We start from the raw sequence: 26,156 nt of genomic DNA, 5'->3' as shown, positions 1-26,156 counted from the left end.
GCGCCCGAGGAGACACGACCGAGGACGCGCGTAGCGGTCACGGAGTCTCCGGAGAACCGGTGCGCCCACCTCGCTCACTGAGGTAGGCGCACTGCCCGGATCCCGAACAGCAGCGGCATCGGCGGGAAGGCTTCCGGCGGGTACCAGCGGTCGCCGACCAGCCGCATGCCGGGCCGCAGCGTGTACGGGCTCGCCGGATACTCGCGCAGCGCCTCCAGGCGGAGCCCGGCATCGAGGATCGCCGTCACGATATCGCCGAGCCCCCAGCAGAACTCATAGGCGGGATGCGGATTCTGGAAGCTCTCCACTCCGGGTACGGGCTGGCCGGGCACTCGCGCTCGCAGCTCGAAGGCCACGTAGTCGCCGACCCCTTCGTCAGCGAGCAGCACGTTGTCTTCATCGAACCCCGAATAGGGATAGCGCAGGGCCCAATCGTCGTCGAACATCATCCAAACCGGGTGGAAGTCCACCACGACGAGCCGGCCGCCCGGCGCGAGCACCGCGGCGATGCCAGCAGCCCAGCGCTTGAGGTCAGAGAGCCAGCAGAGGGCGCCGTAGGACGAGAAGACGACGTCGTACCGCTCCGGCCGCTCCGCCGCCTCGGCCAGCCAGTCGTAGACGTCGGCGCGGTGGAAAGTGGCCGGAATCCCGGCCTCAGCCGAGAGCTGGCGAGCGAACTCGATGGCCGTGTCGCTGATGTCCACGCCGGTGACGGTCGCTCCCAACCGGGCGAGACTCAACGTATCCTGGCCACTGTTGCACTGGAGGTGGAGTACGGATCGGGCGGGCAGATCGCCGAGCAGCTCCAGCTCTTCACGGTGCAAGGTGCTGCCACCCTCGCGGAAGAAGTGAGCCTGGTCGCCCTTATGCGTATTGTGGGCCGCCGTCGCGGCGTTCCACGACCAGCGGTTGGCCTCGTGCAAATCGCGGCGCATGTCCACCCCCTCCTCATCAGCGAGGCGAAGCATAGCAGATGCGCCCACCCGCACTGGACACCGCGGACGGCACGAGAGCGCATGCCGAGCGAAGATGGCGCTCCACGCGCGGCCACCGGCGGGTGCCTCGACCTGGTCTCACTTCCGCCATAGGCGCTCGATGTAGCTGCCCGTCTCGACATCGACCAGGATCGTGTCGCCGGGCTGGATGAACTGGGGCACCATGACCGTCATCCCGTTCTCGAGCACCGCCTCCTTCATCGTGTGCTCGGCCCGGCCACGGATCCCCGCCCCGCAGGAGGCGACGACGAGCGGCACCTGCTTGGGCAGATCGAGGTCGACCGGTCGCCCCTCGTAGAGCCAGGCATACACGGATGAGCCTTCCTTCAAGAAGGGGAGGTAGCGCTCCAGCGCAGCCCGAGGGACAGTGAACTGCTCGAAGGTCTCCGGATGCATCAGGACGACCTCTTCCGGGTCGGCATAGAGGAACTGGAGCTCGACGCGCTCGAGCGGCACGTCTTCCAGGCGCGTGTCGAGCGGCCAGCGGAGCTCGGTCACGGTGCCGGTGCGGAGGTTGCGTACAGTAGCGCGCACAGCGCCAGTCAACTGGGCAGTGCCCGTGTGGACTGTCACTGAGATTACCCGGTAGAGATCCCCATCGAGGCGGAGGACTTGACCTTCCCGCACGTCGCGTGCAACCAGCATCGCTGCCTCCTCCTCCGTGTCAGCTCGATCAGGCAGCGCTAGCAGGCCGGCAGCGCGAGAAAGCCCCGGCTTCGACAGCGAAGCGGCTACTCAGCCGGGCTCCCTACGGCTTGATTGCTCTCCGTTCCGAGCGCGCGCTCACCCTCCGACAGGCGACGGATCATCCGGGCGATGTCCGGCTTCATAAAGTAGACGCGCCGCGCTTCCTGATCGCCACCGGTGCGGAACTCGACTGGTTCCTCCTTATGCTCGAACCGCCGCATCGCATGGCCGACCGAGCTCAGTCGCCCACCGATCACCCGCGCCGGCAGGCCGAGCGCCCGCTCGAGCTCGGCCATCGGATACCCCTCTGGCCGCTTCGCGATCTCGGCCAGAATCTGCCGAGCACCCTCCTTGAGCCGGCTCCAGAATTGCTGGAACTCTTCGAACGTCCAGCTCTGCCGTTCGCCCCCGGGCCACCCAGCTTCGCCCGCCACCGCCTCCTCGGCTCCGGCCACCATCGTGGCGCCGGCAAGTCGCTGCAGCACGGACTGGATCGCCTCGATCTCTTGCGATTCGCCCTCGATCGTGATCGTGATACGAGCCACCGGCCTGTCTCCTCCCTATACAGATTACTTGCCACCACTTTCCGACACTCACTTAAGAAGTATACAGCGCCCACCATCCATATTAAACCCAGGACTTTTGACTCTCCACAAGAATCCTACCCGTGTCGTTTGGCACTCATGAATCAATGCCGAGGCTCCTGCCGGCTACCGGACAGCCGGCGGCCTGGACAGGGAGACTAGACCACACCCTCGCTCGGCTACAGCCCTTCGCGGGCAAAGAGCCGTGCCGCTCCGGCGCCTCGCGTGGGCATCGCCACCGTATTTGCGAAGTAGGGAAAGTCGAAGTCGGTCGGGTCTCCGGCCCGCTTGCCCGGCAGCGGCATCAAGCGCGCGGTGAGCGGCTTCTGTAGCCGAACAGCCAGCGTCGCGACGTCCAGGATCAAGCCGCGCAGCTCGTCCAAGCTCACATCCCCAGGTAGCGGCACCACGTCCAGCCCCAGCCCGCAGACGGCCGACCAGAGCAGGAGATCGTTCACCGCATAGGTGCCCTCGGCTGCGCGCCGGCCGAGGACTGAATCCTCCAGCACCGGCAGCATCAGGCCACAGAACCCGGTCTTCGGCACCTCGGCCCGCTGGAGCGCGCGGGTAATCATCGCCGCGGCGAAGAGCGTGCCGGGCGCGCCGAAAGAATCGACGCCCAGCCGCTCGACCGCCTCGCCGATGCTGCGGGCATCCTCCGGAAACGGCGCGAGCGACAGATCGATCCCAGCGAAGCGGAAGCCGGTCTCCTCCGCGACCTGGCTGGCGACCTCCGCTACCCGGCGCGCCTCGCGAGTGACGAGCTCCAGCAGGCGCGTCTCTGCTTCCGCCAGCGTCCCGGCACCGGTGAACGCCTCGACCGCCAGGTCGGCCGCTTCCCAGGCCACGCCGAAGGCCGGCTGCGGCCCGCGGTGATAGCCAGCGGGGAAGAAGGGGATAGCTGGCGGGCAGTTGGCCAGCGCGGCGAAGCGCAGGTTGCCGAACCCGCCCGGCGTCCGCTCGGCCAGCGTCCGGATGACCGAAGCGGCGGCGACGACGGCCGGCAGCGAGATTCCCCAGGGCTGGTCTGCCACCGCAACCGTGCCGAAGACGCGCTCGGTGGCCACCAGCGCCTCGGCCAGCGGGGATACCCAGTCGAGCTGCTGCGGGCCGGCCGGCCCGAGCGAGACGTATTCGTAGCCAGTTTCCATCCCGGCCTGCTCCAGCCCCCGGGCAAGAGCCAGCACCGCCGCCGGCTCGGCCGGCACGACCTCGGGGAAGGGCTGGCTGGCTAGCCGGAACGTCTGCACCGCGAGGCCGGCAGCGCTGAAGTGCCGGCGTGCTCGCTCGCCGAAATCGATGAGCCGCTCGTCCAGCCGGATCGTGCCGTCGGCAAGAGTGACCTCCGCACCTACGGTGATTGCCCGAACCTGCATCGCCGCGCCTCCCCTCATCTTCACCTCCAGCATACTGCGAGTCACGGCACGGAGTCCTTGACGCTGGGCAACACCTTTGTTACCGTCACGTACGCGGGCATCATCGCTTTATCTTCGGGAAGTGCCATGAAAGAGATCCTTTCGACAATCACGAGCAAGGGCCAAGTGACGATCCCCGCTGAGGTGCGATCGCATCTCGGGCTCAAGGAGGGTGACCGGGTTTTGTTCGTCTTGATGGATCAGGGTAGGGTCGAACTCAAAGCACTGAAATATCCCACGGTTGCTTCCCTCGCTGGGGCGGCCGGAAGACTCGCTGAACCGCGAGATATCGAGGAGATGCTTCAAATAGCCCGAGAAGACGCGTTGGAAAGAAAGTTCCGTAATGAATGATGGACGCTCCTTATGTTGACGCTGACGTGATTATCCGCCTACTTACTGGTGATGACCCCATCAAGCAAGGGGCTGCGAAATCTCTGTTTGAGCGGGTTGAGCAGGGGAACCTTGTAGTCCGCGTGCCTCACGTTGTTCTCGCCGATGTCGTCTACGTTCTCTCATCAAAGCGGCTTTACAACAAGCCTAGAAGTGAAATCGCGGAGCTCTTGCTCCCTCTTGTATCCCTCCCCGGTTTCCGAGTCCCGAATCGGCGCGCGGTGCTGACAGCACTTCTCCTCTAAAGCGCGAACCCGGTACTGGACTTCACCGATGCGCTCCTGATCGGGCTCATGCGGCATGCTGGACCGCCATTGATCTACAGCTACGATAACGATTACGATGGCATCGACGGCATCGCGAGATACGAACCCTGATTGCCTTCCGCTTCTGTAGGGCCATGAAGTCTTCATCTACCCTGACGTGATCCGCGGGTAGCAGGCATCCAGAAAAGATGATGCGGCGACACTCGGACGACCGGGACAGGTCGGCATTCTGCCATACTCCCGCCGGCGGCACGGTGGGCCTATACTGCCGCCCGGGAGGTGCGCATGCCGGAGACGATGCCTACGCCGGTCAGGGAAGCGATCGAGCACGTCCCCGGGCGGGTGAGCCTGCTGGCCCGCGATCTCGATCGCGATTGGGAGCTCAGCTACCGAGCCGAGGTACCGGTCACTGCCGCCAGCGTGATCAAGCTGCTGATCCTGGCCGAGGCCTACCGGCAGTTCGAGACCGGGGAGGCTCATCCTGGCGAGCCGGTGCGGGTCGAGCCGGAGAGCTGGGTGGGCGGCAGCGGCGTCCTGCGCTGGCTGCGGCCGGGCCTCCCGCTCACTCTGCGCGACCTGGCGGTGTTGATGGTCATCGTCAGCGACAACACTGCCTCGAACCTGCTGATCGACCGGCTCAGCTTCGAGCGCATCAACGGCCTGGCACGACGGCTCGGGCTGGCGCAGACAGTTCTCGCCCGCAAGTTCCTCGGGCGGGCAGCGCAGGGCGACGAGCCAGAGAACCTGATCAGCGCCCGCGATATGGCCACGCTGCTCGCGGCTCTCGAACTCGGCCACATCGTGCCTGAGGGGCCGCTGCTCCAGGATCTGCGCCAGATCCTGAAGGCGCAGCAGTTCCGGGATCTCATCCCTGGGAGACTCCCCGAGGAAGCCGTGGTCGGGAACAAGACCGGAAGCCTCCCCGGCCACACCCACGATGCCGCCATCATCTGGGCGCCCGCTGGCCGGCTCGTCATGGTCCTGCTTTCACGCGGCCTCGTCGACCAGGAACTGGGCCGGCGCGCGCTCTGTGATCTCGCGCTGGCCTGCTACCAGACCTGGGTAAGCCAGGTAGGATCAGCGAAGCGAAAGGGAGAGTAATGAGCGGATCCCTGCCGGACGCCCGGCGCGTGCTGATCGTCGGCGCTCACCCCGACGACCCCGACTTCTTCTGCGCCGGCACGGTTGCCCGCTGGACCGACGCTGGCGTCGTCGTCCGCTACGTTGTCGTGACCTCCGGCGACAAGGGGCAACCGCCGGAGTGGGACCGGCCCGAAGGCTTCACCCAGGTGCGCGAGGCAGAGCAGGAAGCCTCGGCGCGCCTGCTCGGCGTCGAGGGCGTCACCTTCCTTCGCTTCACTGACGGCGAGGTGTTCGACACGCTCGAGCTGCGCGAGCGGCTGACCGCTGAGATCCGGCGCTTCCGGCCCGATCTGCTGCTGACCCACGACCCGCTGACCCGGCTCTACCGCCAGCACCCAGATCACCGGGCCGTCGGCGCGGCAGCGCTCGCTGCCGCTTTTCCGTCCTGCCGGCTAGCCACCTTCTTCCCCCAGCACCTCGCGCAGGGCCTGCGCCCGCACGTGGTCCCGCGCGTGCTCCTCTTCGGTACCGATCGACCAGATACATTCGTCGACATCGCGCCGGTCTTCGAGCGCAAGCTGGCCGCGCTGCGGCTCCACGCCACCCAGGTCGGCGCGTTCCCCGGCGGCCTGGAAACGCGGCTACGCCGGCGGGCGGAGGAGGCAGGGCGCCCGGCCGGCCTGGCGCTGGCCGAAGCGTTCCTCGCGGTCGACCTGGAGTGAGCCCGCGCCGCTCACACCCGCAGGCGGCGTAGTTCACTCACCCAGCGTTCCAGGATCGGGTACGGCTGGGCGCCAGAGAGAACAGCACGTCCCTCGGCGACCAGCGTCGGCACCGCGTGGACACCGAGCTGGCGGGCCCGCAGCAAGTCGTCCTGAACGGCACGGGCCACGGCCTCGCTCCGGTAGTACCGTTCCCACGCGACCGGATCGAGCCCGATGTCGACGGCGCAGTCGCGGAGCACAGCGTCATCGGCGATGTTGCGGCACTCGGTGAGATGCGCGGCCTGCACTCGATCGAACATGTCCCAGTGCGCCGGCTGACCCCCGAGGAACTCGGCCGCCTTACAGGCCCGGAGCGCGGGCATCGAGTACGGGTAATCGAAGGGACGCGCGGCCATCAGATCCGGCTGGATACGCCGCTCATCGTCATGGCGATTGGCTGCCCGCCAGTGCTCGAGAATCTCCCGTTTGCCACGCTCGCGGGAGCCGAAGATCGCGACGATCGCGTCCGGTGTCGGCGCTAGCGCGAAGCAACGGTGAACGATCTCGAGACCCGGGTGCTCGGTGACGAGTCGCCGCACACGGGGCGACAGCACGTAGCACCACGCTCAGAGCGCGTCGTGGAAGAACTCAATGCGCATCGCCCCCTCCCTGAGGTCTTACCCGTAGCATGCCGATCAACCAAGGCTGAGCGGCCACGGTGTCGGCACATACATCAGCGCGAGCGCCGCGCCGGCGAGGGCCAGGTTCTTTAAAAAGTGGGCCATCTGGTTGGCGCGCGACATGGGATCTGTCTCGGCCCAGAAATTGTGCATAATGAAGGCGACCGGTACCAGGAAGACGACGAGCAGCACCGCACCGACCACCGGTTGGTAGCCAGTCGCGATGCTCAGCCCGCCGAGAAGAAGGAGCAACCCGGTCACGATGACCGCAGCTTGCGGCGCCGGGACGCCCTTCGACGCAGCGTAGGCGCTCATCCCTCGGAGTTGCGCGAAGTGGTTGATCCCGTTGAGGACGAAGAACAATCCGAAGACGAGACGGCCGATCAAGAAGACCCAATCCATGCGCCACCTCCCCCGCGCAGAGGGGCTGGGGAATTCCCCAGCCCCCTGTTCGTTCACGCTATTTCTTTGCGCACGGCCTCGATGTCGAGCGTTAGGTCAAGCGTGTCGCCCACCAGGAAGCCGCCGGCCTCGAGCGCCACATTCCAGCTCGCGCCGAAGTCGTGCCGGTTCAGCTTCGTGCGGGCGGTGAAGCCAGCCCGCTCGCCGCCCCAGGGATCCTTGCCGACTCCCAGGAACTCAGCGTCGAGCGCAACCTCCCTGGTCACCCCGCGAAGCGTCAGGTCACCGACGACCCGGAACCGGTTGTCCCCCAGCGGCTCGATACGCTTGCTGACGAAGGTGATCGTCGGATACTGTTCCACGTTGAGGAAATCCGGCGAGCGCAGGTGGTTGTCCCGCTGCTCGTTGCGGGTATCGATGCTCGCCGCGTCGATGGTCACCTCGACTCGACCGCTCTCCGGGTGAGCCGGGTCGAACTCGATGACCCCCTGGAACTGATTGAACCGGCCACGAACGGTCGCCACCATCATGTGGCGCACCGAGAATGCGATCTCGCTGTGGACCGGGTCGATCTCCCAGCGGGCGACGCCGGTTACCTCAGGAGCGACCGTCCTCTGCTGCATTGCCTCGAACCCTCCCATTACTACGTAAAACGTATCAACTACTGATATAATACTGAACCGGGGTCGCCATGTCAACTCCGAATTTGCGCTACAATGCAGGTACGAGGAGCCAGCCATGCGACGGAGCGACACATTGCAGAAGGAAGCCTGTCCGATCGCCCGGGCAGCGCAGTTGCTCGGGGATCACTGGACATTGCTCCTGTTGCGCGATCTCGGCCACGGCAGCCGGCGCTTCCAGGAACTGCTCCATTCGACCGGCATGAGCCCAGCGGTGCTCTCCAACCGCCTGCGCCACCTCGAGAGCGCGGGGATGATCACGCGCCGGCAGTTTGCCGAGGTCCCGCCCCGGGTCGAGTACACCCTGACCGAGATGGGACTGGCAGCGCTGCCGCTGGTCGAGCAGCTCAGGCAGTTCGGCGAGATCTGGCTCGCTGCCGTGCCCGAGCCTGCCCTCCAGCCCGACGAGGACGCCCTCCCCGTCGAACCGTGCGAGTGAGCAGCCTGTACTGGCCACGCCGGCCGGTTAGAGCTCGCGGTACCGAAAGCAGTCCACCAGGTGGTCGTTGACCATGCCGACCGCCTGCATGAAGGCGTAGCAGATCGTCGGGCCGACGAACCGGAAGCCGCGCCGGCGCAGGTCTTGGCTCAGCGCCTCGGATTCCGGCGTGCTGCCCGGCAGCTCATCGAGTCTCCGCCAGGCATTCCGCTTGGGCCGGCCATCGACGAAGCGCCAGACGTAGGCATCGAAGCTGCCGAACTCCTGCTGCACCGCCAGGAAAGCACGGGCATTCTGGATCGCGGCCTCGATCTTCTGCCGGTTGCGCACAATGCCAGGATTGGCGAGGAGCTGGACCACTTTCCGGTCGTCGTAGCGCGCGACGAGCTCGGGGTCGAAGAAGTCGAACGCGGCACGATAGGCCTCCCGCTTGGCCAGGATGGTCAGCCAGCTCAACCCCGCCTGGGCGCCCTCCAGGACGAGCATCTCGAAGAGGCTACGGTCGTCATGGACCGGGACACCCCATTCCTGGTCGTGGTAGGCGATGGAGAGCGGAGTGCTGGCCCAGCCGCAGCGGATCACTTCTCCTAGCTCCGCGCTCACGCCCATTCTTTCCTGGTCGACACTATCGCCCCGGGTCGAGGCCGCGCAACGGAAGGGTACCTCAGCCGATCGCGAACGCGCTGGGCCTCGCTCGACCTGTACGCTACGGACGATGAGAGCGATCGGTGCCATACTTGCTGGCGCGGTGCCAGCCAGCGTGCTCGCGATCGGAGAAGACGCTCGATGCGCATCGTCTCGCTTTTGCCCAGCCTGACCGAGATCTGCTACGCTCTAGGTTTGGTCGACGAGCTGGTCGCGGTGACCCACGAATGCGACTACCCACCGCCGGTACGCGCCAAGCCGAAGATCACGCGCAGCGTTTTGCCACCCGGTCTGCGCCAGGCCGAGATCGATCGCGCCGTCCGCGAGCTCGTGCGATCCGGCCAACCGCTCTACCAGCTCGACATCGAGCGCCTGGCCCAGCTCCGCCCTCACCTGATCCTCACCCAGGCGCTCTGCCCGGTCTGCGCCGTCTCCTACGAGGACGTCGTAGGGATCGCGCGAGCACTTCCCCAGCGGCCCGAGGTGCTCTCGGTGGAGCCGCACACGCTGCGCGAGGTGCTCGACTCGATCCTGCTCATCGGCGAGCACACCGGCCGGAGCGCGACGGCCGCGGCGGTCGTCGCGAGCCTGGAGCACCGGATCGGTTCCGTGCGGCAGCGGCTGGAGGAGGTCGAGCGAGAACCCGGTGTGGTCTGTCTCGAATGGCTCGATCCGCCGATGGTCGCTGGGCACTGGGTACCGGAGATGGTCAGGCTCGCGGGTGGGCGTGACCTGCTCGGCCAGCCGGGCGCTCCGTCGTTCACGGTGACCTGGGAGGACGTCCTGGCCGCCTCGCCCGAGGTACTGGTGCTGATGCCGTGTGGCTACAATCTCGCTGGCGCTCGCGCGGTGGCCACCGACTTGGGCCAGGTGCCCGGCCTGCTGGACACCCCGGCGGTGGCGAGCGGCCAGATCTACGCCGTCGATGCTTCCAGCTACTTCAGCCGCCCGGGGCCGCGGCTGGTGACCGGGTTAGAGATCCTCGCCGGCATCCTCCACCCGGCCGCGTTCGCCCGCTTCGGCCCGCCGGAGAGCGCGTCCCCCATCCGCTTCGCCGCGCCGGAGCCCGTCGGATGAGCTGGGGCAAGCAGCGCGCCAGCACGCTGGTGCTCGCGCTGGCGAGCGCAGTCGGCATCCTGGCGTTCCTCTATCCTTTTCTCTTGCCTTACGTCAATCAACCGCTTGACGAGCGCGACCGGGGTGTCGTCGTCCCATTGCTGTTCGCCGCGCTGGCGGGCGCGTGCCTGCTGGTTCTGCTCTTCGAGCTGCAGTGGCGGGCGCTGGGCCCTTCGCGCTCGCGCCTCGTCGCGCTGCTCGGCGTGCTGGTGGCCTTCGACGCGGCGCTTCGACTGATCCCCAGCCTGCTCGGCGCCTCGCCGATCTTCCTGCTGATCATCCTGGCCGGCTACTGCTATGGGGCCGAGTTCGGCTTCCTGATGGGATCGCTCACCCTGCTGCTCTCGGCCCTGATCACCGGCGGGGTCGGCCCTTGGCTTCCTTACCAGATGCTGGCAGCCGGCTGGGTCGGGATGACCGCCGGCTGGCTGCCGCGCCTGCGGGGCCGGTGGGAAGTAGCGCTGCTCGCCGCGTTCGGGGCTGGTTGGGGCTTTCTCTTCGGCGCTCTGATGAACCTCTGGTTCTGGCCTTTCGCCGCGCCGGGGATCGAGCAGCCGGTCGGGCTCTACTGGCATCCCGGCATGTCGCCCGGGGAGGCCGTGTGGACGTACGCGCGCTTCTATCTCGCCACCTCGCTGGCCTTCGATGGGACGCGCGCGCTGGGCAACGCCGCGCTCGTGCTCTTCCTGGGGCGCCCGGTGATCGCCGTGCTCGACCGCTACCGCGAGCGCTTCACCTGGCAGCCTTGGGTTCCTCTGGGCTCACCGCCCCTCCAGGCTCCGGAGCGGGAGCGGCCGAGCAACACTGGCTGAGCGCCGAGCGACTCAGACGGCCCCGGCCTCGCGCAGCCGGGCGATCTCAGCCGGGCTGTAGCCCACCTCGGCCAGCACCTCCTCGGTATGCTCGCCGAGCAGCGGCGGATGCCGCCGAATCGCGGCCGGCGATGCAGAGAAACGGTAGGGGAAGCCGAGCTGGTCTACCTCGCCGAGCGCCGGGTGGGGCACGCGCTGGCGCAGCTCGAGGTGCTGCACCTGCGGATCCGCGAAGACCTCAGGGACGGTGTAGATCGGCCCGCACGGCACGTCGGCCGCGTCGAGCATGGCGACCACTTCGGACGTCCGGTAGGTCTTCAGCACGGCTTCGAGCGACTCGACGAGCGCCGGCAGGTTGGTGATCCGGCCGGCGTTGGTCTGGAAACGCGGGTCCTCGAGCAAGCGCTCGAGCCCTAGCGCCCGGCAGAGACGGGCGAAGATCGCATCGTTGCCGGCCGCGATGTTGACGTAGCCGTCGGCCGTGCTGAACGTCTGGTACGGCGCGACGATCGGGTGCGCATTGCCGGTGCGTTTTGGCGTCTCTCCGGTCGCGAAGTAGATCCCGGCCTGATATGTCAGCAGCGCCACCTGCCCACCGAGCATCGAGGTATCGATGTACTGGCCCTCCCCGGTACGCTGGCGGTGGAACAGGGCGGCCACGATCGCGTAGGCGGCGAACATCCCGGCCGCGATGTCGGCGATCGGGACGCCGAAGCGGGTCGGTACGCCGTCCGGGAAGCCCGTCACGCTCATCAGGCCGGACATGCCCTGGACGATCTGGTCGTAGGCCGTGCGATCCTTGCCCGGCCCGGTCTGGCCGAAGCCGGAGATCGAGCAGTAGACGATCTGGGGACGCCGGCCGCGCACCGCCTCGTAGCCGAAGCCCAGCCGCTCGACCGTTCCCGGGCTGAAGTTCTCGACCAGCACATCGGCCTGCTCGATGAGTCGCCAGAGGATCTCCTGGCCGGCCGGGTGCTTGAGATCGAGAGTGATACTCCGCTTGTTCCGGTTGACGCAGAGATAGTAGGCGCTGATACCGTCGATGAACGGCGGCCCCCAGGAGCGGGTATCGTCGCCGGCGCCCGGGCGCTCGATCTTGACGACATCGGCACCTAGGTCGCCCAGCAGCATGGTACAGTACGGGCCCGCCATGACCCGCGTGAGATCGACGACCCGAATCCCGGAAAGCGCCTGCGTGCTCATCGCCTCTCCTCACCTCGCTCAGCCCGTGCCGAGGCCGGCATGCCAGCCCGTCAGGCGTACTCTGCCATAGCCGGCCGGCACGAGGCGAGACCTCGGCGAACTGCCGACGCCCCAGCCGAGGGGGCACAGCGAGAGTCCGTGGCCCGGCCAGCCCCCGTGCCAGGCAGCGAGGACGCGCGTCTAACGAACGCGGCAGGCACGGAGCGCCCGGCCGGAACCTCAGACGCGCTGGTCGGTCGGACGCGGGACGAGGCCGTGTGAGATGGCGTAGATCACCGCCTGGGTACGGTCGCGGACTCCGAGCTTCTGGAACAGCGCGGACAGGTTGTTCTTGACCGTGCTCTCGGCGAGTTGGAGCTGATCGGCGATCTGCTTGTTGTTGTAGCCCTGCGCCAGCAGCCGGAGCATCGTCAGCTCGCGCTCGCTGAGCTGCTGCTGGGTGCGGGAGGGGGCCTTCGTCAGCAGGCGCTGGTACTCGCGCATCAGGACGGGCGCCAGCGCTGGATCGATGCTCGCCCCGCCCTCGGCTGCCACGCGGATCGCGCGCAGCAGCTCCTCGGGCTTGCTGCTCTTCACCAGGTAGCTCTTGGCGCCGGCGCGGATCGCATGGATCACGTACTCGTCGTCCTGGTACATCGTCAGCATGATCACGTGCGTGTTCGGATGGTGACGGACGATGTACTCGGTCGCGCGGATCCCGTCCAACCCCGGCATGCTGATGTCCATCAACACCACATCGGGGTTGAGCGCTCTGACCCGCTCGATCGCCTGCTGGCCATCGGCAGCCTCGCCGACGACCTCGATAGCGTCGTCAGTCTCGATGAGCTGGCGCAAACCCTCGCGGAACAGATCATGGTCATCGACGATGAGGACACGGATCGGTCGGCTCGTCACCACAGCGACTCCACTCCTGCTTCACCGTGGGTCGATAGGAGAAAGTGATCCTCGTCTCCCTGCTCCCTCCATTGTACGGGCGTTCAGGCCGAATACCGAAGTGGACGCATCTCCCGAATAGCTATCCCAGCAGCAGACGCGCGCTCAATCCCCCAGGAGTCCTAGACCACGGTACCGCCATGTCCCTCGGGGCCGGCGGCGAGCGGCTCGGGCCAGCCCCCGTCCCGGGCGACCGGCGGCTCAGGGATCATCCCGCCTGGGCAACACGATCTGCATCACCGCGCCACCCTGCGGCAACCCGGCAAAACGCACCGCCCCGCCGGCCAGCGCAATCCGCTCGCGCAGCGCCAGCAGGCTCAGGTCGATCGGCTGTTTCTCCTCAGCGCCTGCCAGCTCCGGCGGCACGCCGTAGTCCTTGCCGTCGTCCGCGATCGTTACCACGACCGTCCCGTCCGCCCGCTGGCGGATGCGTACCAGCGCGCGGGTGATCCCGGCCTTCAGCCGCACCGTGTCGATCGCCTCTTGCACGACCCGGTAGATCGTGGTCTCCAGCTCGGGTGGCAAGCGCTCTGGCAGTTCGGCATCGAGGGCGGCCTCGACCCTGGCCTGGTGCTTGAGATGGAGCAGGTACTCCCGCAAGGCCGCCTCAAGTCCCAGGTGATCCAGCGTCGCCGGGCGGAGCCGGAACACGATCTCCCGGAGCTCGGCGACCTGCTGGGCCAGGAGGTCGCGGATGTGATGGAGTTCATCCACGGTGGCCTCGATCGGCTGCTGATCGGCCCGGCGGGCCGTCAGCTCGACACGGTAAAGACAGCTCGCCAGCCCCTGTAGTGTCGCATTGTGCACCGCATCGACCAGCCGCTTGCGCTCGGCCTCCTGCCGGGCCAGCAACTGGCCGAGCAGCGACGCCCGGCGCTCGCCGGCCTCGCGGGCCATCCGGAGTTGCTGCAACCGGACGACCGCGTGCGCTGCCCAGCGCGCTGCTTCGAGCGCCAGCTCCTCGTCCGATGCCCGGTAGGCGTCGGCCGCTGGACTCTGTAGCGCGAGGACTCCGACGACCCGGCCGTTGGCCATCGCCGGCACGATCAGCGCCGATTGCCCGGGCGGCAGACCGAGCGCTGAGGGGAGCCAGCGAGCTGGATCGGGCGCCTCGCGCTGGGTGAGGCGAACGGGTGCCTGGATCCGCAGTGCCCGACCAGCAGCATCGTCTCCCACGCCGGTCGTCACCGGCCCCAGTGGCCGACCCGACGACCACCCAGACCAGGTCAGGCTAGCGTGGCCGTTCACCAGCACCCCGAGACAACAGGCGGAGGTATCGAGGAAGGAGCCGAGGTACTCACAGATATGGCGGGTGACCGCGACCTCATCCTCGGCTTTGGCCAGGTCACGAGCAAGCCGTTCGATCAGCCACAACCGGTCGACCTGGCGGTGCAGCTCTTCCACCTTCGCCGCAAGCGCCAGCGCCGGGCCACTCACCCGAACCAGCTCGGCAAGCGCCACGGCATCGTGCTGGTCGAACTCCACTCCGGCTCGGGTCGCCAGCACGATAAGTGCGCCCTGCAAGCGCCCTTGTGGGTCGCGCAAAGGGGCGAGCAGAGCCGCTCGCGCGCCGAGCTGCTGCACCAGCGCCGGTCCGAGCTTCTGTGCTGCGTCCTGGCTCAGGACGATCACCGGCTCCGTCTGCTGGGCTACGAGCTGTAACGCCGGGACAACGGCCGGTTGGAACGAGATCGTCTTCAGCATTTCGATCAGATACGGCGCGCCGCCGGCGACGCCCACCGGGACGAAGGTGGCCTCTTCAGGTTGCCAGCGTACGCTCAGGACCAGATCCGCCGAGGTGAGCGCGCGCGCCGCCTCACCGAATCGTGCCAGCGTCTGATCCAAGTTGCCGGCCGGGTCGATCGCCTCGACCACGGCGGCGCGGGCCCGGAGCGCGGCCATCTCACGCTCTTCAGCAGGTCCAGCCGGAGGAAGCAGCACTCCCGCGAGCAGGTAGGCGATCAGCGGGGCGATCGCTCGCTTCTCGAGCGTAAACGGCAGGTCGATGCGCCGGCCGAACTCCAACCGCCCGGCTACCACGCCGCGCGCGCAGAGCGGCAGCACGAGCGCGTGCTTTACGCCCAGCTCGGCCAGCTCCTTCGCGTCACTCCGACCGAGATAGGCTCCCGGCGCCTCCCCGGCCAGATCGACCATCGCGAACGTGCCTGGGGGCACCTCGCTGAACCCTGGCGGTGCCGGCACGACCGCTCCCCGGAGGCCGGCCAACTGCTCCGGCGCGACTCCGGCGACGGCCTCGGTGAGCAGGCTCTGCTGGTCGGGCAGGAAGCGACGGACAACGACCAGGTCGGCCTCCATCGCTTGCCTGGCCTGTTCGGCTAGCTTTTCCAGAAGCTCAGTCGTGGAGTCGCCCGCTTGCAGGAGCTGGGCCATCGTCTCGAGGGCGGGGAGCAGGCTGCCACGCCGGTCGCTCGCCGGCTGCGGCTCCGCCGGTTTGGCCGGCGCTCGCCGGTGAAACCAGCCTCTACCTCCTGGCTGGCGGGTCGATGAGGCATCCATCTCCGGCGACTGCTCCAAGCGTCGAGGTCACGCCCACTCCAGGAAGACTATCGACGATCGCCTCTCGACCGGCAACCGGCCAGAAGTCCTGATTGCTCAGCCGGAGAGACCCGGTACGGGGTAGAATCGCTATCCGGCAACCGGCCGGCACTGGAACCCGAGGGGCGCGATGATTCGTCTAACATTCCTGGGAACCGGAACCTCCAACGGCATCCCGGTGATCGGCTGCGAGTGCCCGGTCTGCGCGTCCGACGATCCACGAGATCGGCGCACGCGCAGCTCGGCGGTCGTCCATCTGGCCGGGCATAACATCCTGGTCGACACTGCCCCCGAGCTTCGCCTGCAGGCGCTCGCGACCGGCCTCACGCGGGTCGATGCTGTCCTCTTCACTCATGCTCACGCAGACCACGTCGGCGGGTTCGACGACCTGCGCCAGTTCAATTACCTGGCCCAGTCGCACCTGCCGGTTTACGCCGATCCCGAGACAGCGACGGAGCTGCGGGCTCGCTTCGGCTACGCCTTCGTCGATCACTTCCCATTTTACGGCGGCAAGCCCGATCTGTGGCTCTACGAGATCACCGGGCCCTTTCGCCTCTTTGGCGAGGAGATCGTCCCGATCCCGGTGCGCCACGGCCGCTGGACCGTGCTCGGGTTCCGCTTCGGCCCGCTGGCCTACGTCACCGATGCCAAGGAGATCCCGCCTGAGTCGTTCGAGCTCCTGGCGGGGGTCGATGTGCTGGTGCTCAATGCCTTGCGCGAGCGACCGCACCCCACGCACTTGAGCCTGGCCGAAGCGCTGGCGATTGTCGAGCGGATCCGGCCACAGCGTGCCTACTTCACCCACATCAGCCACGAAGTGGCCCACGCCGCCACGAGCGCACGCTTGCCGCAGGGGGTCGAGCTCGCCTACGATGGGTTGACCATCTGTGCCGGCAAGGCCAGCGCTCGCTGATCTACCCACGCTGCCCGGTGGGTAGGGGCCACTGCTGGCACTGAGCGACAAGAGGAGTCTTCGATGACGGTCTCGCGCCAGAGAAGACGACGGCTGCCCTCCACACCGAACAGGCAGGTCGGACCGGCGCTGCTGGGCCTGGTGCTGGCCCTGTCACTGTGGCCGGCACTGACAGCGGAGCCGGCGAGGGCACAGGAGCACCAATTCGCCAGCGTCGCCTTCGCCCGGCGCTGGGAGTCGACCGACCAGCCGGTCGCTCTCGGACTCGTGGTCCGGACATGGTTCTGGGGCCCATCGCCTTCCACCCCAGCGCTGCGCGAGCGGTACCGGGAGTCGCCCGGGCAGGCGCGGCTGGTCCAGTACTTCGATAAGGGTCGGATGGAGATCACCGATCCCGCCGGCGATCCGAACGACCTCTGGTACGTGACAGGCGGCCTGCTCACCCGCGAGCTGGTCAGCGGGCGGATACAGGTCGGAGATAACGAGTTCCTCGACACCGGGAGCGGCGCCTCGATCCCGATCGCCGGCGATCCAGATAACCTGTTCCCCACCTACGCCGACCTCGGCCGGCTGATCGACCAGTCGCAACCCGACCGGACAGGCGAGTTCGCCACGGCCATGCTCTCGCCGGAGGGATCGGGGGCCCATCTCGAGGCTGCCGGGGACCCGAATGCCCAGCTTGTCCAGTATGTGCAGTATCTCGGCCCACTGGGGCAGACGGTCGGCTATAACATCCCTCGGGCGTTCTGGGACTTCATGACCCAGAGCGGCCAGGCCTGGCGCGATGGCCAGCTCGAGCCGGCTGCCCCCCTCTTCGATTGGGTCTTCGTGCTCGGCTATCCGATCGCCGATCCATTCTGGGCTCAAGTCCGGCTCAACGGGATGCCGACCTGGGTGCTGATCCAGCCGTTCGAGCGCCGCCTGTTGACGTATACCCCGTCGAATCCCCCCGGCTGGCAGGTAGAGATGGGAAACATCGGCCTGCACTACTATCGCTGGCGGTACCACTTTACCCCACCGACCCCATTGGGCGACGGAGCGAGCTACTACGGGCTCAAGCCGGAGACCCGCTGGGTCTACGGCACTAACCTGGGCAGCGACGAGGTCTGGGAAACCGGACGGCCGACCGAGAGCTTCGTCGCCGGTTCGACCTTGATACCGCGGCGGGAGCGCGGCCCTCTCGGCACGCGCATCACCTACTGGGCGATCACCCCCAGCGGGGTCTATCTCTACGGCAGCGATGAGCTCGACCGGGACGGAAACGTGGTCGAGACCGTCCTGCTCTGGCCCCCGGTCCAGTTGCTGGCGGCCGCCAATTTGAACGAGGGGGTAACTTGGTCGACCGAGAGCAGGGTGCTCTCGACCCGATCCCCGTCCCGGCGTGTGACGGTCGAGGTGATGGTACGGGAAGCGCAACTCGTCAGCACCACCTACGGGATCGTCCCGGCCTGGCAGATCGTCGTGACCGAGCGAGGCAATCCGGACAGTGATGTCGACACTGCGCTCATCTGGTTCAGCCCGGGTCTCGGCATCGTGCAGTGGATCGGCGATGGATACGCCGCACAGCTCAAGGCGGTTACGGCGCTGCAGCAGTGAGGGAGACGGTGAAACTTCCGTCCACCTCCGGCCGTTTACCTATATGGGTAGGGAGGCGATCGCGGGAACGCTTCGTCCGGCCGGCGAGCGCGAACAATCCCAGATCCCTGGAGAACGAGGACTGCCTGATCCCTGGGTTGGGTAGGTTTTTTTGACCCTCAGAAGAGGAAGGGAAGCACAGCCATGAGACTCCTCCGGCGGTGGGGCCTGGTGATCATCGTGCTCGCGCTCGCCATCGGGGCATCGGGGTTTTATGCCCCCCGTCCTGCCGCCGCGGCGCCCTGGACAGCGTTGAAGCTCTACTTCCCCGAGACCGGCCATCATCTCGGTGGCGAGTTTCTCCAAGCCTGGCTGACGCGAGGCGGCTTGATGGTCTTCGGTTATCCGATCAGCGAGCCGTTCACGCAAGATGGCCTCGTGGTCCAGTACTTCGAACGCGCGCGTTTCGAGCACCACCCGGAGTACGCCGGCACGCCGTATGAAGTGCTGGTGACCCTGCTGGGCAACTGGATCACGGAGGAGCGCCGGCACGAGCCTGCCTTCCGCCCGCTGCCCCCACAGACGGCCGAGTGGGTCAAGAATGATCCAGACCGGGTGTTCTTTCCCGAGACCGGCCACACGCTGGCCTACGGCTTCAAGCGTTACTGGGAGCAGCACGGCGGGCTCTACACGTTCGGCTACCCGATATCGGAGGAGTTCAGCGAGGTCAACCCCGACACCGGGCAGGTCTATACCGTGCAGTACTTCGAGCGGGCGCGCTTCGAGTACCACCCGGAGTACGCCGGCACGGAGTACGAAGTGCTGCTCGGCCGGTTGGGCGCGCAGTATGCCCAGGCCCGGCGAGTAAACACCGCTTCCGTGCCGCAGGCGGCCGATGCGATGCCCGTCCCGCCAGGACTGGTCGACCCGCGCTGGTCGCGCGCGGTCGGCAGCGACGACGGTGCCGTCTTCGGTGCCGTCACCGCCGATGAGCTCTTGATCCGCTCGGCTCCGCGTGCCGACGCGCCGGTCGTCGGCACCACCTGGCGTCGCCATCCGGTGGCCATCCGCGGCATAGTGCAGGGCCAAGAGATGTACGGAACGTCGATCTGGTACGAGCTGGGGCCGGGGCGGTACGTCTCCTCTGCCTGGATCGAGCCGCTGGTGCCGCACGAGCCGCCGGCGATCTACGCTGGCCACTGGGTCGACGTGAGCCTGAGCAGCTTCTACGCGGTCGCCTACGACGGCTACCGGCCAGTCTATGTGGCGATCATTACCGCTGGGCGCGACGGGAAGACGCCCACCGGCGTGTTCCAGGTGCTCTACCGCGTCCGCAACGAGACGATGGACGCGGCGACGGTCGGCATCCCGCGGGGAGCACCGGGCTACTACTACCTGGAGAACGTGCAATTCACCCAGTACTTCAAGTACGGCGGCTACGCTATCCACGGCAACTACTGGACACCGCCCTCCCAGTTCGGCGGGTTTACCAGCAATGGCTGCGTGGGCTTGCAGAACCCGGACGCCGAGTGGTTCTGGAACTTCCTGAACGTCGGCTCGGTGGTGAGCATCCACTATTAGCGTGGCCAGGCTGCCCCGGCGAGCGCGCTTCGGCGCGCGGAGCGGCTGAGGTATCGTCAGGAGAACAGGCGGGGCGACTTTGATAGCCACCCCGCCTGTGTTGCTCTCGCCGAACCGCGCCTGTGAGCCTGGGCGATCGACTCGACGACCACGGTTTGCCGGGGCCGGCCAGGGATATCAGAGACGCGCCAGAGAGACAGGAGCACAGTGCGTGCCGTACCCGATCGCCCCGCCAGCGATCGCCCCGATCTCCACCTGCGCTCTGCTTGACGCTACGCCGGCGGAGACTCGCGGCTTCCCCGCGCTCGGGCGGTCAGGTGCCGTTAGAGTCGCTCGAGCTGCTCGCGCGTGCGCTCGTTCCGCACGTTGCCAGTATTCAGCGTCGTCTTCGGCTCAAACAGCAGAATATGCGCCTCCTCGTCGGCCACCGGCCGGTGTTCGATCCCGCGCGGGACGATAATGAACTCACCCTCACCGAGCTGTATCTCGCGGTCGCGAAACTGCATCCGCAGGCTGCCCCGGACGACGAGAAACATCTCGTCTTCGAGCTCGTGACGGTGCCAGACGAACTCGCCCTTGACCTTGACCGCTTCGACGTAAGAGTCGTTGATCTCCCCGATGATCTTGGGGCTCCAGTATTCATCGAACAGGGCGAACTTCTCCGCGATGGTCACCTTCCCTGGCGGAACCACGACGCTTCCTTCCATCGTAGTTATCTCCCTCCGATACGCGGAATGGCTGGAAACCGCTTCCTGGTGCGCGATGATCCCGTCCCTGCTCACCTCCTTTCGCCGCGAGTCTCGACTGGCCTGGATGCGCAGGGAATTCGCTCCCGCCTGCGAGCGCACAGAACAAGGTAGGCCAAGCGCTCCAGGCACGGTCGCGGAGCCCACCACGGCGCCTGCCCGGCGAGCTGGCCCGCAACCTGGACAAGGGAGACACCAGGCCCGGCAACCGAGCAGGGCGTCTCCTCACCTGCCCTGGCGCTACCTTGTGATCCACGATCGCTCGTTGAGGTGGAAGCGGCGCAAGACCTGCTATGCCCGGATCAGATATGGCGGCCATGTGCTGGCATCAGGCGACGGACAATGTCACCGATATCACCCGGTTCGTCCGCGAGGCGATGCTGAGAGCAGGCCGCCTCATCAGTGTGCCCCAGGGATCGGCGCGCTTCGTCCCAGGGCCGGGGCACGGCAGGGTCTCGCTTGTTCCCTCGCTGACGTTAGCATACGCCCGGTCGACCCCGATACACAAGGTGATGCCGGATCGGCAAAGAGAGATCGCCGGCTGAAGGCGCCGTCGGGTGCCTGTGTCACCGGGCATCGACCGCCGGAACTGCGGAGGCAACTCCAGGCCGAAGCGCTCAGCCAGGGGCTCTATATCGCGATAGTCTCTCTCGGCAGGCACGTGTCCCTAAGCATGGCACAGGAGCTGCGCCGTGGGCGACAGGCAGCGATTCCAACCTCCTCGAGCAGCCGCAGCAGCTCGGGCAGTGCAGGCGCGGTCATCTCAGGTCTCGATTGCATCACGATGAACCTTTCACGCCGCTACTCTTCTGCTCGGAGTTCAGGTGCCGGCCTTCGACCATCCCTGCAGCTCCTCGATGTAGTGGCGCGGCAGCCCGTGGCGCCGGGCGGCAGCCACGATCCGCTCCAGGTATCCCGGTCTCGGGGAGCCAGGCCCGTCATCCGAAGCGACGTAGAGCAGGGCTTCCACTGCATCTCCGTCCTCGCGGTAGACCGTCTCCGTGCGCTTCACGTAGAAGCCCGAGCTCACGCCCTCGTAGTAATCCAGTGTCTCCTCGTCGCTCTCGCCGATGATCCAGAGCACGCCGTGGACTGTGCTCTCCTCGTCGGGAACGACGGTGGCCACTCCACGGGTGTTGATCCTGAACTTCCACCCCGGCAGCCTGGCTCTCCCCACCAGCTCAGCGTTCGGACACCGGAAGTCCATCTGCTTCTCGTCCATGTTCGACCCGTAGGCGAAGTAGTACCTGCGCGACATGGCCTGCCTCCGAAACGGCCCGCCGATCCGACCGTGCGCGAAAGTTCGACCATGCGAGGGAGTTGCAGAGCGCATTGTAGCCCCGCCAGCACCCGCGTCAATGGTCACGGAGCCCGGACATCGATCGCCTTCTGCTATCCGTCATCTCCTGTCCCATCCCCATCCCCTCGGGGGAGGAGACGAATGCCAGCGCGGCAGCCGCGCAAGAAGAACAGCGGCTCGCGGCCGGCGGCCCCTCATCGCGCCGCGCGGGAGAGCACCGGGGCGCTCGAGGGGCGAGGGTTTCCGACTACGCGACCGTGGCCTGGCCCTCCACTCGCGTTTGGAGTATGCTGGGAGTACCAACCAAAAGGAGCAGGCTATGTTCGAGACTTACCTGGGCACGGACTCCGGAGTCTTCCGCCTCGCTGGCGACCGGCTGGAGCCGCTAGGCCTCGAGGGACGGCGCGTGAGCGCCCTCTACGCCGAGCGCGCGGCCAGCGGCGATACCCTCCTCCTCGCCGGCACCTACGGCCACGGTATCTTCCGCAGTGAGGACGGCGGGCGCACCTGGTCGCCCGCCAACGATGGCCTGACCACGCCGGTGCTGCGGACCATCGCCCCCGACCCGGCCTTCCCCGGCGCGCTGCTCTGCGGTACCGAGCCGGGACGCATCTTCCGAAGCCTCGACCGGGGGCGGAGCTGGCAGGAGCTCGAGGGTGTCCGCCGGTTGCCCGGCTGCGACGAGTGGTACCTCCCCTACTCGCCGCGCGCTGGCGCGGTGCGCAACGTCTACTCGCCGCCCGCCCAGCCACAGCGGCTGCTCGCCTCGGTCGAGGTCGGCGGGCTGATCGAGAGCCGCGACGGCGGCCAGTCGTGGTCCTACATCGATGTCGGTCCGGACCACGACGTGCACCACATCACCGGCCACCCGTCGGACGCGAGCCTGCTCTACGTCTCGCTCGGCTACGCAGCGCTGCGCTCGCAGCCGCGGGGCGAGGGCGGGCCGAGGCTGGGTGGGGTGGCGCGCTCGCGCGACGCCGGGTCGAGCTGGACGAAGGTACTCACCGACTACACTCGCGCGACCATCGTCCCACCGGCACACCCGCACCTGGTGCTGGCCGGGCCGGCGCCCCACGTCGGGCGGATGGGCCGGATCCTCGTCTCAGTCGACGGCGGTGAGAGCTGGGAACCGGCCGACGCTGGGATCGAGACGCCGATGGAGGACATGGTCGAGCTGTTCGTGGCCGCGCCGGATGGGTCGATCTGGGCCATCTGCTCCGGCGGCCGCCTGCTGCGGGCCGAGCCCGGGGAATGGCACTGGCGATCGGCTGTGCCGGACGGGATCTCCGCCAGGGTGGAGTCGGTCGCCTTCGTGAGCTGAGCCCCGGAGGCGCCCGAAGCCCGGGGGACCGCGGTCACCAGCCCGGGCGAGAACGAGCGGGCAGCTCACGCGGGAGAGAGTTCACCGAGTCCCCAGCAGCGACCGGTTGACGCCGCCGGCCGGCTCAGCTAGCGTGGGGAAGCCGGCGAGGGAGGTGCGGCATCTCTCGCGGGTCGACGCGAGTCGAGGGAGGTGCGTCGATGGCAGGTACGATGGTCGAATTCCCTGGCAACGGCGGGCAGGTACCCGGCTACCTCTCGCTCCCGGGCACGGTCCCGGCGCCGGGCATCGTCGTGATCCAGGAGTGGTGGGGGCTGGAGCCGCATATCAAAGACGTGGTCGACCGCTTCGCAGCCGAGGGCTTCGTGGCCATAGCGCCCGATCTGTACCACGGCAAGATCGCGAGCGAGCCTGACGAGGCCCGCAAGCTGGCGATGGAGCTGGAGCATGACCGGGCGGTGGCCGAGATCGACGCGGCCGCGCGCTACTTGCTGAGCCGACCGGAGGTTCGCGGTCCGAAGGTGGGGGTGGTCGGCTTCTGCATGGGCGGCGGCCTCTCGCTGCTGACCGCCTGCCGGAGCAGCCAGGTGGGCGCGGCGGTGGTCTTCTACGGCCGCAACCCGAACCCGATCGAGCAGGTGCGGAACCTCTCCTGCCCGCTGCTCGGCCTCTACGGGGAGGCGGACCAGGGCATCCCACCCTCGGAGGTGGAGCGGCTGCGCCAGGCGCTGAGCGAGGCCGGCAAGCAGTTCGAGCTCCACATCTACCCGAACGCCCCGCACGCATTCTTCAACGATACCCGTGCCAGCTACCGGCCGGAGGCGGCCATCGACGCCTGGCGCCGCACGCTGGCGTTTTTCCGCCAGCACCTGGGCGCAGCTTGAGCGGCGGCTGCTCAGCCGTGGTAAGGCGCATGCGACAGAGGGGCTGGCAAATGAGTGCCGCAGCAGCGTCCATCGCCACTCACCGCGCCTCTGGCTGAGCAGAGCCAGGCTCTCGACGCCGGGTCAAACGCGGCAACGTGCCGTTGATCGTCACCACGCCGAGCAAGATCACCGCAGCGGCAACGGTCATCGTCAACGTCACTGTCTCGCCTGCGAGAAGCCAGCCCACGAGCACTGCGATGACCGGGTTCACGTAGAAGTTGGTACTCACCATCGCTGGCTCGACCGTCTTCAACAGCCAGAGATAAGCCGTGTAGCCGATGATGGAGCCGAAGACAACGAGATAGACCAGCGCCAGGATCGAGCGCGTCGAGATCGTCGCGGCATCGAGACGCCCGAACTCGCCAGCCAGCAGGCTGACCAGCAGCAGGAGCAGCCCAGCCGCCAGCATCTCGCTCGCCGTGCTGAGCCGCGTGTCTTCCGGGAGCGCAGCACGCCGCGAGTAGAGGCTTCCGATCGCGAACAGGAGTGCCCCGAGCAGCACGATCGCCATTCCCGTCAGGTTATCTACGCCCACACCAATATCGCCGGTGGACACGAAGAGCAGCGCCACCCCGGCAAGGCCGAGAACTAAGCCAACAACAGTCCTGGTACCGGGCCGTTTCCCTCCGAAGCCGAGCCATCCGAAGAGAGTGATCCATATGGGGATGGTCGCTACCATGAGCGCGGCCAACCCGGACGAGACGCGCTGCTCGGCGAAGCTCACCAGGCCGATCCCGCCGGTCAGCATCAGCCCACCGGCAATAGCCGCGGAGCGCCAGTGGCGCAGGCTGGGGAAATATCCTCCGCGCGCCAGCCAGATCACCAGCATCACGCTCCCGGCCAGGAAGAAGCGCAGGCCAGCCATCATGAACGCCGGAAGCGTCTCGACGGCGATCCGGATAGCGAGAAACGTCGTTCCCCAGACGAGGTAAATGGTGAGAAACGCCACGACGATCTTGACCCGCTTGCCCCGCGACGAGCTCGTGCGAACGGCGACTGCCATGGCTCGTGCTCCCTCCTGCTCGCGATGTCGCGATGTCATTGTCGGGAGGAGGAGTCGAGGCGTCTTGTATGTTCTTGCGGCGGGTCGCTACACTACAGGCTATGGATGCCAGCGCGAGATGCTCAGCGTCAGCCCAGCAGGACCGCGCTCGACTCTGGCAGACCGACGCTTTCGGTGGGCTAGAGCTGCTGCGTGCGCACTTCGTCGCATTTACCTTCTCGCCACATGCCCACGACGAGTTCATGATCGTGGTGACCGAAGAGGGCGCTGCGCTGCCCAGGTTGTGGGGCGCCGCGCAGCATGTCGGCCCGGGTGACGTGTTCGTCCTCGACCCTTGTGAAGTTCACGCCGGTGGCCCTGCGAGCGGGTCGATCTGGCGCTACCGCTCCTTCTATCTACCCGCCGCCCTTATGCAACAGGTTCTCCAGGAGGTCACCGGAGTGGACCGAGGTGCCCCACGGTTTCCTGAGGAGGTGATCCACGACCCGGCCACCGCAGTCATGCTCCGGCGGGCACACGCGGTACTCGAGCAGCCAGGTACGACCCTGGCGCACGAAGCGTCTCTCATGGAGGCGCTTGCGGGGCTGGTTGCGCGTCATGCCGTGGGCACAGCGCCGGTGCAGCGGGTCGGCCACGAGCATCGAGCGGTGATCCTGGCGAAGGAGTATTTAGACGCGTTTGCAACCGAGAACGTGTCACTCGACACGTTGGCGCGTGTGGCAGGCATCGGGCCATTCCACCTCTGTCGCGTGTTCCGTAACGAGACCGGATTGTCGCCGCATGCCTATCAGATACTCGTGCGTGTGCGCCTGGCGAAGGCGCTCCTTGCACGAGACATCCCCATCGCGCAGGTCGCGGTAGAGGCCGGATTCTCGGATCAGGCCCATCTGACGCGCCATTTCAAGCGCATGTTCGGCGTGACGCCTGGCCAGTACCGTCGCGAACGCCTGCCGCCCGCGCTCGGGGAGCGGGCACATAATGGCACGGATGACGTGAGGAAAGGATCGAGCGAATGCGCGGGCGAGCCCGGTCTACCTCACGCCGGCTGATTCTCGGACTCGTCGCCGTTCTGCTGGCCTTCATCGTCTTCACGAGCGTCTTCTTCGTCAGCTGGGATCTTGTGGGGGATGGGAGCGAGAGCAGCACACCCCCGCCTGTCCCGACGATCGCCCCGGCTACCCCGACACCCTAAGGCCGGCAG

26 protein-coding genes are annotated in these 26,156 nt (G+C 67.2%); 12 read left to right on the top strand and 14 right to left on the bottom strand.

The genetic code is table 11. From position 1 onward, the window contains the following. Positions 1-74: 74 nt before the first annotated feature. The 4 genes from NET02_RS05145 to NET02_RS05130 all read right to left on the bottom strand — a co-directional run bounded on the left by NET02_RS05145 (position 75) and on the right by NET02_RS05130 (position 3,642). Entirely contained in the window at positions 75-935 is an 861-nt protein-coding gene (locus NET02_RS05145) for a class I SAM-dependent methyltransferase (protein WP_284056308.1), read from the bottom strand. A gap of 138 nt (positions 936-1,073) precedes the next feature. Beyond that, a complete protein-coding gene (locus NET02_RS05140) occupies positions 1,074-1,640 on the bottom strand; it encodes an elongation factor P (RefSeq protein ID WP_284056307.1) in 567 nt (188 codons plus the stop codon). Between the two features lie 86 nt (positions 1,641-1,726). Then, positions 1,727-2,227 carry a hypothetical protein gene (locus NET02_RS05135; RefSeq protein WP_284056306.1) on the bottom strand — a complete coding sequence of 167 codons (501 nt, stop codon included), beginning with the start codon at positions 2,225-2,227 and terminating at the stop codon, positions 1,727-1,729. Positions 2,228-2,445: 218 nt separating this feature from the next. Beyond that, the gene (locus tag NET02_RS05130; protein WP_284056305.1) at positions 2,446-3,642 is read right to left on the bottom strand and encodes a DUF711 family protein; all 1,197 of its coding nucleotides are present in this window, start codon (positions 3,640-3,642) and stop codon (positions 2,446-2,448) included. Between the two features lie 57 nt (positions 3,643-3,699). On the opposite strand from NET02_RS05130, the gene NET02_RS05125 reads away from it, so the two are divergent. From NET02_RS05125 to NET02_RS05115, 3 genes are all read left to right on the top strand, one after another. Then, a complete protein-coding gene (locus tag NET02_RS05125; RefSeq protein ID WP_284056304.1) occupies positions 3,700-4,032 on the top strand; it encodes an AbrB/MazE/SpoVT family DNA-binding domain-containing protein in 333 nt (110 codons plus the stop codon). A gap of 590 nt (positions 4,033-4,622) precedes the next feature. Beyond that, positions 4,623-5,438, top strand: coding sequence for a serine hydrolase (locus NET02_RS05120; RefSeq protein ID WP_284056303.1), 816 nt, complete (start codon positions 4,623-4,625; stop codon positions 5,436-5,438). After that, positions 5,438-6,142 carry a PIG-L deacetylase family protein gene (locus NET02_RS05115; RefSeq protein WP_284056302.1) on the top strand — a complete coding sequence of 235 codons (705 nt, stop codon included), beginning with the start codon at positions 5,438-5,440 and terminating at the stop codon, positions 6,140-6,142. The genes NET02_RS05120 and NET02_RS05115 overlap by 1 nt, the downstream gene beginning before the upstream one ends. An 11-nt stretch (positions 6,143-6,153) precedes the next feature. Here the strand turns inward: NET02_RS05115 and NET02_RS05110 are convergent, their stop codons facing one another. The 3 genes from NET02_RS05110 to NET02_RS05100 form a co-directional block, all read right to left on the bottom strand. Further along, entirely contained in the window at positions 6,154-6,738 is a 585-nt protein-coding gene (locus tag NET02_RS05110) for a DsbA family oxidoreductase (RefSeq protein WP_284056301.1), read from the bottom strand. 81 nt (positions 6,739-6,819) lie between these two features. Then, a complete protein-coding gene (locus tag NET02_RS05105; protein WP_284056300.1) occupies positions 6,820-7,206 on the bottom strand; it encodes a DoxX family protein in 387 nt (128 codons plus the stop codon). Between the two features lie 53 nt (positions 7,207-7,259). Beyond that, entirely contained in the window at positions 7,260-7,829 is a 570-nt protein-coding gene (locus tag NET02_RS05100; RefSeq protein WP_284056299.1) for a YceI family protein, read from the bottom strand. A 115-nt stretch (positions 7,830-7,944) separates the two neighbouring features. Between NET02_RS05100 and NET02_RS05095 the strand changes: the two genes are divergently transcribed. Further along, the gene (locus NET02_RS05095; protein WP_284056298.1) at positions 7,945-8,325 is read left to right on the top strand and encodes a winged helix-turn-helix transcriptional regulator; all 381 of its coding nucleotides are present in this window, start codon (positions 7,945-7,947) and stop codon (positions 8,323-8,325) included. Between the two features lie 27 nt (positions 8,326-8,352). Here the strand turns inward: NET02_RS05095 and NET02_RS05090 are convergent, their stop codons facing one another. Further along, complete coding sequence (locus tag NET02_RS05090; protein WP_284056297.1) at positions 8,353-8,928, bottom strand: DNA-3-methyladenine glycosylase I; 576 nt, start codon at positions 8,926-8,928, stop codon at positions 8,353-8,355. Between the two features lie 183 nt (positions 8,929-9,111). Between NET02_RS05090 and NET02_RS05085 the strand changes: the two genes are divergently transcribed. Then, positions 9,112-10,047, top strand: a complete 936-nt coding sequence (locus NET02_RS05085; protein WP_284056296.1) for a cobalamin-binding protein — start codon at positions 9,112-9,114, stop codon at positions 10,045-10,047. After that, positions 10,044-10,898 carry an ECF transporter S component gene (locus tag NET02_RS05080; RefSeq protein ID WP_284056295.1) on the top strand — a complete coding sequence of 285 codons (855 nt, stop codon included), beginning with the start codon at positions 10,044-10,046 and terminating at the stop codon, positions 10,896-10,898. The genes NET02_RS05085 and NET02_RS05080 overlap by 4 nt, the downstream gene beginning before the upstream one ends. Positions 10,899-10,910: 12 nt before the next feature. Here NET02_RS05080 and NET02_RS05075 read toward each other — a convergent pair whose 3' ends face one another. From NET02_RS05075 to NET02_RS05065, 3 genes are all read right to left on the bottom strand, one after another. Then, positions 10,911-12,101, bottom strand: coding sequence for a CaiB/BaiF CoA transferase family protein (locus NET02_RS05075; RefSeq protein ID WP_284056294.1), 1,191 nt, complete (start codon positions 12,099-12,101; stop codon positions 10,911-10,913). Positions 12,102-12,320: 219 nt separating this feature from the next. Then, a complete protein-coding gene (locus tag NET02_RS05070) occupies positions 12,321-12,995 on the bottom strand; it encodes a response regulator (RefSeq protein WP_284056293.1) in 675 nt (224 codons plus the stop codon). Between the two features lie 240 nt (positions 12,996-13,235). Then, entirely contained in the window at positions 13,236-15,551 is a 2,316-nt protein-coding gene (locus NET02_RS05065; RefSeq protein ID WP_284056292.1) for a GAF domain-containing sensor histidine kinase, read from the bottom strand. 169 nt (positions 15,552-15,720) lie between these two features. Between NET02_RS05065 and NET02_RS05060 the strand changes: the two genes are divergently transcribed. From NET02_RS05060 to NET02_RS05050, 3 genes are all read left to right on the top strand, one after another. Continuing rightward, positions 15,721-16,503, top strand: a complete 783-nt coding sequence (locus NET02_RS05060) for an MBL fold metallo-hydrolase (RefSeq protein WP_284056291.1) — start codon at positions 15,721-15,723, stop codon at positions 16,501-16,503. Positions 16,504-16,566: 63 nt separating this feature from the next. Next, complete coding sequence (locus tag NET02_RS05055; RefSeq protein WP_284056290.1) at positions 16,567-18,099, top strand: hypothetical protein; 1,533 nt, start codon at positions 16,567-16,569, stop codon at positions 18,097-18,099. Between the two features lie 183 nt (positions 18,100-18,282). Beyond that, on the top strand, positions 18,283-19,659 hold the full coding sequence (locus NET02_RS05050; protein WP_284056289.1) for a L,D-transpeptidase family protein: 1,377 nt from the start codon (positions 18,283-18,285) through the stop codon (positions 19,657-19,659). A 323-nt stretch (positions 19,660-19,982) separates the two neighbouring features. Here the strand turns inward: NET02_RS05050 and NET02_RS05045 are convergent, their stop codons facing one another. Both NET02_RS05045 and NET02_RS05040 read right to left on the bottom strand, forming a co-directional pair. Beyond that, a complete protein-coding gene (locus NET02_RS05045) occupies positions 19,983-20,366 on the bottom strand; it encodes a cupin domain-containing protein (protein WP_284056288.1) in 384 nt (127 codons plus the stop codon). A gap of 859 nt (positions 20,367-21,225) precedes the next feature. Continuing rightward, complete coding sequence (locus tag NET02_RS05040; protein WP_284056287.1) at positions 21,226-21,663, bottom strand: gamma-glutamylcyclotransferase family protein; 438 nt, start codon at positions 21,661-21,663, stop codon at positions 21,226-21,228. Positions 21,664-22,024: 361 nt separating this feature from the next. Here NET02_RS05040 and NET02_RS05035 point away from each other — a divergent pair, with 361 nt between their 5' ends. Both NET02_RS05035 and NET02_RS05030 read left to right on the top strand, forming a co-directional pair. Next, on the top strand, positions 22,025-23,026 hold the full coding sequence (locus NET02_RS05035; protein ID WP_284056286.1) for a WD40/YVTN/BNR-like repeat-containing protein: 1,002 nt from the start codon (positions 22,025-22,027) through the stop codon (positions 23,024-23,026). A 200-nt stretch (positions 23,027-23,226) separates the two neighbouring features. After that, positions 23,227-23,910 carry a dienelactone hydrolase family protein gene (locus tag NET02_RS05030; RefSeq protein WP_284056285.1) on the top strand — a complete coding sequence of 228 codons (684 nt, stop codon included), beginning with the start codon at positions 23,227-23,229 and terminating at the stop codon, positions 23,908-23,910. Between the two features lie 79 nt (positions 23,911-23,989). Here NET02_RS05030 and NET02_RS05025 read toward each other — a convergent pair whose 3' ends face one another. Then, a complete protein-coding gene (locus NET02_RS05025) occupies positions 23,990-24,955 on the bottom strand; it encodes an EamA family transporter (RefSeq protein WP_284056284.1) in 966 nt (321 codons plus the stop codon). Between the two features lie 68 nt (positions 24,956-25,023). On the opposite strand from NET02_RS05025, the gene NET02_RS05020 reads away from it, so the two are divergent. After that, positions 25,024-26,004 (top strand): helix-turn-helix transcriptional regulator, encoded by a 981-nt coding sequence (locus NET02_RS05020; protein WP_284056283.1) that lies wholly within the window; start codon positions 25,024-25,026, stop codon positions 26,002-26,004. The last annotated feature ends 152 nt before the right edge of the window (positions 26,005-26,156 follow it).

The organism is Thermalbibacter longus, from assembly GCF_023806485.1.
Classification (GTDB): Bacteria; Chloroflexota; Chloroflexia; order Thermomicrobiales; family Thermomicrobiaceae; genus Thermalbibacter; species Thermalbibacter longus.
Note: the sequence above shows the minus strand (reverse complement) of the source record. Positions and strands in the feature narration are given on the sequence as shown.